General features: G+C 38.9%; 11 protein-coding genes. 9 read left to right on the forward strand and 2 right to left on the reverse strand.

Translation table 11 applies throughout. The annotated features are described in order from the left end of the window. Positions 1-13: 13 nt before the first annotated feature. Positions 14-1174, reverse strand: a complete 1161-nt coding sequence (locus MMO38_RS03905) for a hypothetical protein (protein WP_241322631.1) — start codon at positions 1172-1174, stop codon at positions 14-16. A gap of 273 nt (positions 1175-1447) precedes the next feature. On the opposite strand from MMO38_RS03905, the gene MMO38_RS03910 reads away from it, so the two are divergent. Both MMO38_RS03910 and MMO38_RS03915 read left to right on the forward strand, forming a co-directional pair. Then, a complete protein-coding gene (locus MMO38_RS03910; protein WP_241322632.1) occupies positions 1448-1924 on the forward strand; it encodes a DUF2147 domain-containing protein in 477 nt (158 codons plus the stop codon). Between the two features lie 154 nt (positions 1925-2078). Continuing rightward, complete coding sequence (locus tag MMO38_RS03915) at positions 2079-2540, forward strand: DUF2147 domain-containing protein (protein ID WP_005196645.1); 462 nt, start codon at positions 2079-2081, stop codon at positions 2538-2540. Between the two features lie 69 nt (positions 2541-2609). Here MMO38_RS03915 and MMO38_RS03920 read toward each other — a convergent pair whose 3' ends face one another. Beyond that, positions 2610-2867 (reverse strand): hypothetical protein, encoded by a 258-nt coding sequence (locus MMO38_RS03920; protein ID WP_004671629.1) that lies wholly within the window; start codon positions 2865-2867, stop codon positions 2610-2612. A gap of 429 nt (positions 2868-3296) precedes the next feature. On the opposite strand from MMO38_RS03920, the gene pepN reads away from it, so the two are divergent. The 7 genes from pepN to MMO38_RS03955 all read left to right on the forward strand — a co-directional run bounded on the left by pepN (position 3297) and on the right by MMO38_RS03955 (position 13738). After that, positions 3297-5903: an aminopeptidase N gene (pepN, locus tag MMO38_RS03925; protein ID WP_241322633.1), complete on the forward strand. Its 2607-nt coding sequence runs from the start codon at positions 3297-3299 to the stop codon at positions 5901-5903. Positions 5904-6034: 131 nt separating this feature from the next. Further along, positions 6035-7414, forward strand: a complete 1380-nt coding sequence (locus tag MMO38_RS03930) for an L-serine ammonia-lyase (RefSeq protein WP_241322634.1) — start codon at positions 6035-6037, stop codon at positions 7412-7414. A 293-nt stretch (positions 7415-7707) separates the two neighbouring features. Next, complete coding sequence (locus MMO38_RS03935) at positions 7708-9882, forward strand: TonB-dependent receptor (RefSeq protein WP_005090064.1); 2175 nt, start codon at positions 7708-7710, stop codon at positions 9880-9882. 61 nt (positions 9883-9943) lie between these two features. Further along, positions 9944-11113: a hypothetical protein gene (locus MMO38_RS03940; protein ID WP_241322635.1), complete on the forward strand. Its 1170-nt coding sequence runs from the start codon at positions 9944-9946 to the stop codon at positions 11111-11113. A 388-nt stretch (positions 11114-11501) separates the two neighbouring features. After that, entirely contained in the window at positions 11502-12191 is a 690-nt protein-coding gene (locus MMO38_RS03945) for a dienelactone hydrolase family protein (protein WP_241322636.1), read from the forward strand. 75 nt (positions 12192-12266) lie between these two features. Then, the gene (locus MMO38_RS03950) at positions 12267-12704 is read left to right on the forward strand and encodes an RDD family protein (protein WP_241322637.1); all 438 of its coding nucleotides are present in this window, start codon (positions 12267-12269) and stop codon (positions 12702-12704) included. 326 nt (positions 12705-13030) lie between these two features. Continuing rightward, positions 13031-13738 carry a hypothetical protein gene (locus MMO38_RS03955; RefSeq protein WP_241322638.1) on the forward strand — a complete coding sequence of 236 codons (708 nt, stop codon included), beginning with the start codon at positions 13031-13033 and terminating at the stop codon, positions 13736-13738. Positions 13739-13868 lie beyond the last annotated feature (130 nt).

Below are 13868 nucleotides of genomic sequence, written 5' to 3' on the forward strand. Positions count from 1 at the left end.
AAATCCTGATTTTTTAACGTGTAAAATAATGATCTTGATGTTTACACTGACGACAGATGAGGGATACATACTCTTCAGCATCGTAATCCACAATCAGATCATTTGAACCACAATACATGCAACGCTTTACCGAATAGAAATTTAAACGAGGTTCTATTTTTCGCCAAGACTTCCAAACGGGTTGAAAAAAGACACTTTCATCATAACCCAAGAATTTAAATAATAAAATTTCACTCATTTTACTCAATGGAATGTTATGTGGTCTTGGTAATGTTGAGGTTTCCCAGTGCTCGGTTAAAGCACGTTCTCGATACTGCTCTAAGGTTTTTTTTAATAAATTGGTGTTAATAAATTTATCATTACGAGCTTGTAACACTTTTTGCTTATAAAGGTATTCGAGCGCAGTTTGAATCAGATAATAAATCTGCCCCACAGCGAGTCCTTCCATCAAACGAAAACAGAAGCTTTGGAAAGGACGATTGCCGGCAATCTGAATTCCCCACGTTCGGCAATAGAACTGCATGAACTGAATGATCTCCTGATATAGCACCGTATAGAGTGCATCTTTCACCTCATCCGTACTTTTAAAGGGGATGCCTGAGCTCAGATTTTCATAAAACCAATAACGTAATTGTTGTGCCACACTAAACAGGCTTGGGTCTGAATAACCATCTAAACGAAGATTTAAGTAAAAGTGTTCTGTTTCTATATCTGAATCTTGGGGTCTTAAAACACCGAGTTTGAGTAACTCTTGAACGATTTGATGTTGAAATAAGTAATTAGGCGTAAAGTGTTGATATTTAATCTTCTTCCAATAGATGAGTTCATCATGCTGAACATCTTCACGGGCATAATTATCCAATAAGCTCAACAAGAACAATTTTTGTAAAAAACTAAGCTGATTGAGGCCATAAATAACGTCATCTTTTATTTTGTATTTACGCTTTTCTTGTAGCAGGGTCTGTTGCGTTTGTTTTTTACGCTGAGCTGTGCACTGGGCACAGTGACAATTTAATTTACTATCGCTGCTAAAAACCCGATGTTGACAATGACTACACTCATGAAATTGAAATTCTTGGGTGTATTGTTCTGCCTCTATCCAAAACATAGATGCTTGACATAAAGGGCAATGGCTACTTTCATCTAACTGTTTTTGTAGAATCTGTAACTCCATTGATACTCAACTTGCAATTTGTAAAAACAAGATTATACATTGCTGACAGCAGAAGTGATGCAAAGATTATATTGCGATATAAGTGTTGGCACATTGCAGTTAGCATTAAATAGTAGAATGTAAACCTATGGTTGTTTGTCTATAAATGTGTGAATTAATTACTGTTTCTCTTGGATTTAAGCCGTTAAATATCTTTATATTTGGTTGACTGAATCTAAGCATTGGCATGAAAATATAGAACAGATGGATCTGTGCCGCATAATGGAGCAATGTATGCAAAAAAAATTACTCATGAATGGAATCATGGGGATCTCTTTGATGTTATTTAGCGCAATAGGTCATGCTGCAACGCCAGAAGGTTTCTGGAAAAGTATTGATGACCGTAGTGGTGAGCTACTTTCGATTATTGAAGTCAAAAAGAAAACGGATGGAACTTACACGGGCACAATTGCCTATCGCTATCCGGTCCCTGGTGGTGGCACCATTCTAACGAACTGTGTTAAATGTCCTGAGCCTTTTAAAAATAAACCCATATTGGGGTTACAAATTGCTTGGGGCTTGAAACAAGACCCACAAAATCCACATCAATATATTGATGGTCGAATACTTGAACCAAAAACAGGCAATATTTATAAGGGTAAAGCGCAGCTAAGTGTGGATGGTAAGCGTATGCGTATGCGTGGATATATGGGGATTTCAGCACTTGGACGTACTCAGGTTTGGATTCGAACAGATAGTGCTAACCCTTAAATTATAATTTTAAAATTACACTGTACGTATTTGATTGTTAGAAAATTTATATAGTCAAGTACTGGGGCGTACAGTGTAAGCTCTCTTTAAATATGCTATTTTTTTAATCATTAAATCTATAAATATAAATAGGTTACTTTTTAACGGGGTTAATATGTATAAGCATGTCTTCATGGGGCTTTGTATTGCGTTCGCAAGTACAACGACTTTCGCTGCCGCTATCGAGGGTTATTGGAAAAGCATCGAAGAGAGAACGGGTCAACAGCTTTCAATTATCGAAATTCGAAAAGGTGACAATGGACAATTTAATGGCAAGATTGTGTATCGTTATCCAAATGCGCATGGGATCTCGTTGAGCAATTGTACCAAATGTCCAGCGCCTCACACGAATAAGCCGCTTGTTGGTTTAGAAATTTTGTCAGGATTTAGACAAGATCCAAATGATCCAAATGCATATATTGACGGTCTTGTATTGGAAGCAACCAGTGGACGTGTATACAAAGGCAAAGGTGTGGTGTCTGGTGAAGGTAAGCGTCTCCGTATGCGTGGTTATATGGGCGTGTCCGCTTTAGGACGTACTGTAGTTTGGATTCGGACCAACAGTGCAAATCCATAAGTTATTCTTGAAAAAAACCTCAAATCAGACGTTGATTTGAGGTTTTTTTATTGAGTCAGAACGGAAATATTAAACAGGGCATGGTAAGTTTTCATCCTCCTGACTGATTTTCTTGGCAGCGATGAGTGCTTGTACTTTTTTACTTGGTACTTTTTCTTTCCCAAGTGCGTCATAGGTATTTACAATATTGGTTACTTCTAAAGTGGTGAGTTCAATTCCTTCTGCGGACAAAAAAACAGAGATCACATGATGATCAACACCTGCGGTTGCAAGATCATGGATTGCTTTAATGTTTTCTAGACGATACAAATGTGCTTTTAATTCCATCGTTATAGCCCTCGCTTTTATTTTATTCACCTAGATTGGCATAAATACATAAGCAATAACCGTGCACAAAATGTATGACTTAAGCAAAGAATGTAAGTTGAACAGATAAAGATCATGGATTTTGTCATTTTTATTTAATAGTAGAAAACGATGTTGTAATTTTGTCTAAACGATAGGCTGATTCTTCAAATTCTATTTGAAAATACTTGTTCTCAACCCAATAAAAATTTTAAACGCATGTCAGGTCTTACAGACAGCTTTTATTTGTTGGCGTATGATTTGTGCAGATATCTGAGATAATCGCAACAGCAATTGTTTTGAATGCGATATTTTTAGACCAAACGGCATAATTTATGCTAGTAAAAGACGCTTCAAGAAGTCTTGTCAACAAGACCATGTACATGAAATCATGAAAGATAAGGAATACTGATGAATATCGCGGCTCAACCTCCTGTTCAAACAGATCAAACCATTTATTTAAAAGACTATCAAAAGCCATCATTCTTGGTTGAATCGATTCATTTAGATATTCAAGTTTATAGCGACCAGACTATTGTTGATTCAACACTTGTGATGAAGCGGCAAGCAGCAGGTGCAATGGTGCTATTGGGTCGAGATTTAGAGCTGAAGTCGATTCAACTGAATGGACAATTACTCAGTGCTGATCAATATCAGTTAGATGATGAACAATTAGTGATCGCTGATGCACCAGATGAGGTCATTCTTCAAACACAAGTGATCATTCATCCTGAGTCGAATACGCAGCTTGAGGGACTGTATAAAGCGGGTGATTTATTCGTTACGCAGAATGAACCTGAAGGATTCCGTAAAATCACCTTCTATCCAGATCGTCCAGACGTTTTGGCTGAATTTACCACCCGTGTGGAAGCTGATAAGAAATATCCTGTGTTGCTTGCCAACGGCAACTTGCTTGAAACAGGTGAGGCGGGTGAAGGTCGCCACTATGCGATTTGGCAAGATCCAACCAAGAAGCCAAGTTACTTATTTGCATGTGTGATTGGTGATTTAGCAGTCTTAAAAGATCGTTACACCACCTCAGAAGGTCGTGATGTCGCTTTGGAAATTTACGCGATCGAAAAAGATATTCCAAAATGTCACATTGCGATGGAAGCATTAAAGCATTCGATGCGTTGGGATGAAGAACATTATGGTCGTCCTTATGATCTCGACAATTATATGATTGTGGCGGTGAGTCAGTTCAACATGGGTGCCATGGAAAACAAAGGATTAAATATCTTTAATACTTCATGTGTACTTGCTGATGAAGAGTTCACCACAGATGCCGCGATCATGCGCGTACAATCTGTGATTGCGCATGAATATTTCCATAACTGGACAGGCAACCGTATTACCTGTCGTGACTGGTTCCAGTTGTGTCTAAAAGAGGGTTTAACGGTTTTCCGTGATCAGTCTTTCTCTGAGGATTTACAGTCAGCGGCGGTACAACGGATTGATGATGTAGCGGTATTAAAATCTCACCAATTCCCTGAAGATGCAGGACCATTGTCACATCCGCCACGTCCAGATCATTTTGTAGAAATTAATAATTTCTATACCGCTACGGTCTATGAAAAAGGTGCGGAAATTAACCGTATGATGGCGACCTTATTAGGCAAAGAAAAATACCGTCAAGGTACAGACGAATACTTCCGCCGTCATGATGGTCAAGCCGTCACGGTTGAGGATTGGGTTGCGGCATTAAGTGTAGGTTCTGGTGTTGATTTATCTAACTTCCTCACTTGGTATAATCAACCGGGTACACCAAAGTTAGATGCCAAAGGTGAATATGATGCGACGACACAGATCTATCGTTTGAGCTTAAAACAAAGCCTTAAAGCGCATCCCAAATATCCGAACTTAAAAGCAGTGCCAATTCCTGTGGCTTTGGCTTTGTTCAATGCCAAAACAGGCGAACAATACACTTTGCATAGTGCTGATCTTTTTGTAAATGATGTCAAAGATGGCGTGTATTTGTTTGATCAAGATGAAGCTACGATCGAATTTACAGGCGTGACTGAACAACCTGTCGCATCGTTGTTGCGTAATTTCTCTGCGCCAGTCAATTTGGTGTTTGATTATTCAAATGATGATCTCGCGTTCTTGATCCAACACGAAACCAATGGTTTTAACCAATGGCAAGCGACTCAAACCTTGTTAGAGCGTATTTTGTTAGAAGATCATCAGGTGGATACTTATATTCAGGCGATTAAAAACACCTTGCCTGAATTGGTAAATAAAGATCCATTGCTCGCATCACGTTTGTTTGATGTGCCAAGTGAAAATTATTTAGGTAGCCGTATTGATCAAGACTACGAACCTGAACTCATCCGTGAGAAACGTGAAGCGGTATTGAATCGTTTAGCACGAGAAATGGGTTCTTTCTGGAAAGATACCTATTTAGCTTTAGATCCAGATATGCAAAAAGAATTTTCTTTGGCAATGGGTGTCCGTGCATTGAAAAATATCATGTTAAGTATGTTGGCACGTCAAGGGGATGCTTCGGTATTTGAGTTGGCGGACGCACAATATAAAAACACGCGGAATATGTCAGAACGTTTAGGTGCTTTACGCGTACTGGTATGGAATGATGCGCCACAAGCACAAGCAGCATTGGACGATTTCTATAATCGCTTTAAAGATGAAGCCTTATCTTTAGATCAATGGTTTACGATTCAAGCATCCAACCCTTGTGCCACGGCAGCTACGATTGAATATCTCACTCAACATGTAGATTATGATTTAACCACTCCGAACCGTATTCGTTCAGTCAGCGGTGGTTTGGCCAATAACCCAGTCAATACGTGGAGTTTTGGTGTAGATCATTTTATTCAGCTCGCTGCGTATTTAGATGAGAAAAATCCAATTTTGGGTTCTCGTTTATTACAGGTACTTTCGCGTTGGTATACCTTGGCTGAACCGCAACGAGGTCAGGTGCAACAAGCTTTAAAAGCCTTGCAACCGAAAGTGAAATCGAAGAATGTTTCAGAGACTTTGAATAGCTTGTTAAGCATTTAAGCACTGGAAAGTTTTAAAACCACAATCGTGATGACGGTTGTGGTTTTTTTTATGCGTAATTTATTATATTTTTCACATGTTGATCATGATTTAGAATAAAGTAAAAACTGGATATAGGAGGATAATAATATATGACATTGAGCGTCTTTGATCTTTTTAAAATCGGTGTTGGGCCTTCGAGTTCACATACCGTTGCACCCATGCGAGCAGCATATCGTTTTACTCAAAGCTTAAAAGCCCAAAATATTTTAAGCAAGGTTGCGAAAGTTCAGATTTTTTTATACGGTTCATTGTCTTCTACAGGAATAGGACATGGCACAGACAAAGCCACACTTTTAGGTTTGATGGGAAATGATCCTGAAACTATTGATATTTCGCATAGCCAAGTTCTTTTAGATCAGGTGTTTAAATCCAATACGCTTAAAATAGATGCAATTCATGCGATCGACTTTGATCCACGCCAAGATATTATTTTTATAGATGAAGCTTTGCCTTATCACCCGAATGCAATGAGGATAAAGACCGAAGATGCTGAGGGAAATATACTTTATGCAAACACGTATTACTCCATAGGTGGGGGATTCATCATAGATGAAAGCCACATTCATCAAGGGAGTTTTATGGAGGATGATACAGTCGTTCCTTATCCATTTCAGAGTGCTAAAGAATTATTGGCGTTGTGCAAAACTCATCAATGTAGCATCAGTCATTTGATGTTGGAAAATGAAAAGAGTTGGCGCAGTGAAGCTGAAATACGTGCCAAAATTATGCAGATTTGGCAAGTCATGCAAGTCTGCATCCAAAATGGATTGCAGCATGAAGGGATTTTAGCTGGTGGATTAAATGTGAAACGCCGCGCAAAAAACATTCATCAACGCTTACTCAAAAAAGAAAATGAAAATTTGATTGCAACCACATTTAATGCGATGGAATGGGTGAATCTATACGCACTTGCAGTTAATGAAGAAAATGCTGCGGGTGGGCGTGTTGTCACCGCACCGACCAATGGTGCAGCAGGAATTATTCCTGCAGTATTGTCTTATTATGTCAACTTTTCTAAAGATGAGTCTGAAGACACCATCGTTCGATTTTTCTTGAGTGCAGCAGCCGTCGGTATTTTATGTAAATTGAATGCCTCAATTTCTGGTGCTGAGGTAGGCTGTCAAGGAGAGGTGGGCTCAGCTTGCGCAATGGCATCGGCTGGATTGGCTGAAATTTTAGCTGGTACGCCTGAACAAGTTGAGCATGCTGCAGAAATTGGACTAGAACATAATTTAGGACTGACCTGTGACCCTGTCGGTGGTTTGGTACAAGTGCCTTGTATTGAACGAAATGCAATTGCAGCAGTGAAAGCGATTAATGCTGCTCAGATGGCATTACATGGTGATGGTGAGCATTATATTTCGCTGGATAAAGTCATTCAAACCATGAAAGAAACTGGTAAGGATATGTCTGATAAGTATAAAGAAACCTCAAAAGGTGGATTGGCAGTCAATTCGATTGAGTGTTAAAACTTTTGATTGCACTTTTTTTAGTAGTGAAATCGTCATAAACATAAAAAGGTGCGGTCAAATTTCCTGACTTGATTTAGTTCTAAGTGTAAATGGTAGTTTCTTCAAATTGTATTAGTTCAAATCTATAACGATTTTTCTCTTTTTCAGAAAGTATTTATTCATAATAATAATTGAAAAATCAATTGATTATTGTATTTTAAAAATTGTCAATATTTTTTTGTATAGAATATTGTTTTTTGTGTTTTCTTAATTAATAATGATAATAATAATGATTCTACTTTGTGGTTAAAATGCGGACACTTCCAACATCAGGATTTATTTATCTAACACTAATGAGTGTAAATGCTGCTTTTGCTGAAAATAATGTGATTACAATTGGTGAGCTTCCCACAATTCAAGTGCGTGCAAGCTTGCTGGATGAGTTAAGTGAACGCCAAAGTCTATCGGCTGCCAAGATCGTGGTTGGGCAGGCAGAACTGGAAAAATTTGCAGATTTAAGCATGGGGGAAGTGATTCGTCGTATGCCTAGCATAAGTTTTGGAGGACCACCAGGTGAAAATAATGATGCTCGTTTACGCGGGTTGCATAAAGATTACACACAGATCATGTTGGATGGTCGTCCTGTAAATGGACGTGATTTCGCCATCGATCAAATTCCTGCTAGTCAAGTTGAGCGTATTGAAATTATTCGTAGTACCACAGCAAGTATGGATTCACAGGGCGTAGCTGGTACTGTAAATATTGTCCTTAAAAAAACTCCAGATCAATTAAAACGAAGTTTTAAAATTACTGGTGGCTTAATGCCTGATGCACCGAATGATGGAAAAGCTGGAAGCTTGAATATTAATTTAGGTGATCGGGTGGGTGATGTTGGTTACTTACTGACTGCAAGTGTGCAAAATCGTTATGGCATTAGAGAAAAAGACCGTAAGGATTACACGGATGAAACTCGCACTACGCTTAGAAATCGTGAGCAGGATCTAGAGGTACGCGAGCATGATGAATATGCCTTATCTGCCCGCTTGGATTGGCAGGTTAATGATCAGCAACGCTTATTAGTGCATCCAAAGCTTAATGTGTCCAACGAGAATAAAGATCGTGATCGTTTAAAGAAGGCAGATTTGAGTGATCGAGAGTTTATGAATGCCCAAAAAGAGCGTCGCTATCTCGGTACAGATGTGAGTTGGAGCTATGAGCCTGATGATGGTATTAAGCACCAGATAGATGCACAAATTCAGCGTAAGAATGAGAAAAAAGACCAAAACGATAGTAAGGGAAAGCAGGCTGATGCAAGAGCATTGTTAAAATTTGCGTCTGGCTCGCATGAATCAATTGACGAGTCATCTTCTCTACTCGGTTGGAAAGGTTTATGGGCATGGGATGTTAATCATGCGCTTGAATTGGGTATTGAGTGGACAGGTTCAAAGTGGGAGAAAAACAAGCAAGCATGGAAGAAAGATGATAAGGCTGATCTCACGATGCAACGTGCGAAAATTGATGAAGATAAATTCAGCGTTTATTTGCAAGATGAATATCTTTGGACCGATCAGACAATTCTAACATCAGGGCTACGTGTTGAGTCTGTTTCAGGTCAAGCCATTTTTGATAGAAACACAAGTGACTTAGAACGGCATGTGCATCTAAATCCATCAGTACATTTGCTACATAAGCTCACAGAGCAAACGAATTGGCGAGCTAGTGTGTCGCGGAGTATTCGTCGTCCGAAATATGATGACTTAGTACCTTTTTCGGAGCAAAAAGACGGTAGCTTAGATAGCCCAGATAAAGTAGGGAATCCTAATCTTAAACCTGAAACTGCGTGGGGTGTTGAAACAAGTGTTGAGCATTATTTCTTCCAAAAGCAAGGTGTACTTACCGCTAATCTTTTTTACAGGAATTTATCTAATCTGATTGAAAAGCAGACGATACTGAATGCTGCGCAACAGCGCTTTGAGGAGCTTCCTGTAAATGTTGATTCCGCCAAAATGTGGGGTGTTGAGCTGGATGGCTCACGTAAAATGGATCATTTTGGTTTAACAGGTCTGACCTTACGTGGCAATCTGTCATTACTAGATTCATCGACACAAGATCGGACTACTCTGCGTTCACGCCGTGTAAATGAGCAGCCGAAATATATTCTTAATGCTGGCTTGGATTATGAATATAGACCATGGCGTACCACATTAGGCTTTAATTATAACCGTGTTGGTTCACTTGAGAAGCACGATCTTTCAAATGGTAATGCCCGAGTTCAGCGTCAAGAGCCATCGCATTATTTGGATGCATATTTGACACATCAACTGAATAAAGATTTTCGTCTTCGACTCAGTGGAATTAACTTACTTGAAATTGAAAAAAATCGCCCACGTACAACATATGATGCAGCAGGAAAAATCATATTTTTTGAGCAAGAGGAAGAGCGTTCAGGACGATCGTATTTCCTAACATTAGAGGGGAAGTTTTAAGTGGTCTTTTGTTTGCTCGATAGCAAGCAAAATCTTTTTTGATTTTAAAGAGGAAGTTTTAATGTTTTTTAACAAAAAGGTATTACCTTTGGTGTTGAGCGGTTTTGGTCTGGTTTTGAGTTTGCCTGTTTTAGCACATGAAGATCTTCGATTAAATCAGGCACTGGCTGCGGATATTCGCACGACAGCACAGCCTTATCAAAAATCAAGTTTATTGGCCCAGCTTTCGAACCTATATCAAACATTGGGTGAGACGCAGTTGGCTGCCCAATTATTGCAAGAGTCAAAGGTTCTAGCTAAAGCCATTCAACAGCCTTATGTCCAGCAATATGTGATGGGGCATACTGCCAATGAGATCGCATCTAATGGTGATTTTGATTTGGCAATGCAAGTGTTAAATCAAGTCTCGGATACCGAAATATGGGTTAAAACAGCATGGAAGCTTGCCAATAAGGCAGCAAAAGCTAATCAACCTGAACTGACTCGCCAGTTACTGGCTGAGTGTGATCGACGTGCACATAGCGTTGATGATTTAGAGTTACGTGCTGAGCTTTTGTCCGGTACAGGAGCGAGCTATCGCTTTCTCAATCCTTTGGATGGTGTGGGTATGGTGTATGAAGCTTATGGTATCGCACAGACCTTAACTGATCCTTATGAGCGAGCTCTACATTTTAATGAAGCTGGCGCTCACTTTATGGATATTAAGCATAAAGACAAAGCGCTTGCTGTTTTTGACCAAGTTTGGGATTTGATTGATCAAATTAAAAGCCCTTTACAGCAAGCTCAAGCTTTAGCGATGCTTGGTGGGGAGCAAGCTGAAAAAGGTCAGCGTGAGCGTGCAGCAAAAGCATTACAGCGTGCTGTGGTAATTGCTGAGCAGTTACCTGATAGTGAAGCTACTTTCGCTGTTCGCAGTGAAATTGCACGTAATTGGGGACAGAGCTATCAATTTAAAGATGGGATAAAAATGGCAGAGCGGATTGCTGATCCTTATCATCAAGCTGAGGGATTTATTCGTATTGCTAAAAATATGTATCGCCAAAAACAGCAAGCAGAAGCTTTAGCGCTTTTAAAGCGTACAGAAAAACTAGCTAATCGTATTTCAGATCCATATTTGCAGGCTACTGTATTACGCAAGTTAGCTTCTGAGTATGAAATGGCACAGGACACAGCTAAAGTCAAAGAGTTGCTAGCACAGGCACTAAAAGTTACACGCCGAATTACGAGTTAAAGGGTATGCGATGTTAAATAGTATGGTTGATGAGAAGCTAAATATTAGTTTACATCAATAGAAGGGAGTATTTTTTGGCATCGCATTTTTCCAGTTATGTTTTAGTAGTGCATTTTCATTTTATAAAATTGCGGTTTTATGTGGTGATTATGCAGATGCAGATCTTTATAAAATACATGATAGCAAACAAACTTTTGTAGCTAGTGATGGCATACCTTATTATGAGTTTATGAGTGTTCGTAATGCTAATGTAATCAAATAACTTTTGGATTATGTAAACAGTTTGTGCTTGTTAATATATTGAGATCGACTAATTTATTCTTTTATTTGACAACTATTATTGTCATAAATAATATGATTGAGAATTAATCAATATAGACATTAGAAAATGGAAATAAAAACAATCACATTACCAACTCGACAGATCGAGGTTGAGATTTATGCGCCAGCCGAAACGACTGATAAAGTACCTGCAATTTTGTTACTGCATGAATTATATGGTGTGATTGATGCTTATCGTGAAGATGCGCAAGATTTAGCAAATCGAGGCTATTTGGTTTATGTGCCGAACTTATATAGTGGCGGCGCAGTCAAATATTGCATTCGAGCAATGGTGGCCAAAGCAGGTCGTAGCAATGCAGCGGACAGTGATGTCAATAAAGAAATTCATGTGTTGTTAGATGCGTTAAAAGTTGATCCAAGATCAAATGGTCGTTTAGGTATGTTAGGGCAGTGTTTAACAGGTGGATATGTGATCCAAATGGCGAAGCGTGAAGATATGTTAGCACCTGTTGTTTATCATCATTCTTTGGGGATTGAAGGAGCGGGTATACCAAAAACAGAATCTTTGGATGAAATTCGTGTTTTACAAGGTCATTGGTCAGAGCAATTCGATCCATTCTGTCCTGCTCGAAAAAGAAATAAACTCATTCAACAATTGGGTGATCGTGTCGAAGCTTATACTTATCCGATGCCACATGGTTTTCGTACAGTTAGTCGAGATCGTCCTGAGTCAGCATTGGTTTGGCAGCGTACAGTCGAGTTTTTTGACCGTGAATTAAAACAAAAGGTAATATGATTTATTGCATCAACAGTTTATTATTTATCAGTATTTGTCTTTAATTTTAATATAGAAATAAAAAGTGAGGGGAAAATGTCTCATAAATATGAGTATGCAGGTTTTTGGATTCGTTTTGGTGCAGCGATTCTAGATACGATCATTATTATTATCGCTTTGATTCCACTTACCATGCTTTTTGGTGGTGGTGATACCATGGTCTCATCAGATGGCGTTTCTTCATTTCAGTTCATGTCAACATGGGATTGGATCTGGCAAATCCTAACAGCCGTTTTTTATATATTTTGCTGGGTCAAATTCGCAGGAACACCCGGCAAACGTTTATTACGTTTAAAAGTGCTGGATGAGAAAACGGGTGAACAGGTGTCTGTTGGTCAAGGTATCATTCGTTATATCGGTTATTTCCCAGCAACTTTAGTTTTGTTTATTGGTTTAATTTGGGTGGCGTTCGATCCGAAAAAGCAAGGCTGGCACGACAAAATGGCAAAAACAGTTGTAGTGAAAGAGCTTTAATTTAGAACGGTTTAAGACTCAATTTTTTACGTTGTCATAAAAAATTCACATGATAGGGCTTGTTTATACATTAACACGCCCTATAATGCCGATGAGTTTATTCAACGGAGATCCTAAATGGGAAGTTGTTCGAGGTTCGGGTTTAGTTATCAATTAAACCAAAGCGAATACTGAGCAATATAGCCTTTTAGGTCGGCTATCTTGCAATGAGATAGCTTTGATTGAAAATTGTATTAACCCCGCTATAAAATTTTTACCTATCAGCAAAAATTTATTGTATTTGAATACGACCTGTTTAGTTTCTCACCTAAAATGGGGAGAAGCCTATGTTTTTTCATGCTTCCATTCAATGTTACGGTGTTATCAGTATATTGGCGCTGTGTGGATTATTGCTGCCTACTCAAAAGAGCAAAGCAGATCCATTATTAAATACCGACGATGCTTCAATTACAGACGCTCATCGCTGTCAATTAGAAACATCTTATTTATATTTAAAAGACGGTGCATGGTCATATCAAGTCACACCTGCCTGTAATCTAAATCAGAATTTAGAAGTTTCAATTGGCTATCATGCGACTAAAGAGCTTGATCAGGTACGCGGTTTTTCAGCACAAGTAAAAACTGTCGTAAAACCGATGGAAAATGATTGGGGTATTGCAACCAGTTTGACGCTGTCTAGAGACGATCAGGCTGAACAGCGTACTGATTTGGATTGGTTTTTAAATGTACCTGTAAGTTTTAATTTTCTAGATCAACGTTTAGCGCTGCATAGTAACTTGGGATATCAATATGCTCAAGATCATGCACGGTTATTGCGGTGGAGTATTGCCACAAATTATGCCCTAACGGACCGTCTAGCTTTAAGTGTTGAAACTTATAATCAAGATCGTCAAGCGCCACTCTTTCAAACGGCTGTGCATTACAGTCTTATTCCCAATGTCTTAACTTTAGCAGCCTCTTTTGGTGACCGTCTCCATGATTTCCGACAGCAATGGTTTGGATTCGGGCTAAGTTTTACCCCTGCATCACCATAACAATTCATTTCTTTATCATCTAAGTTTTCTATATTTACCCATTATTTGGATTGCCTATATGTGTCTAACACAATAGGCAAAAAATATGTATACCCGCCGTTAAGGCTGGCAATAATGATTAGAGGCATCT

Source organism: Acinetobacter sp. NIPH 1852, from assembly GCF_022549455.1.
GTDB lineage: Bacteria > Pseudomonadota > Gammaproteobacteria > Pseudomonadales > Moraxellaceae > Acinetobacter.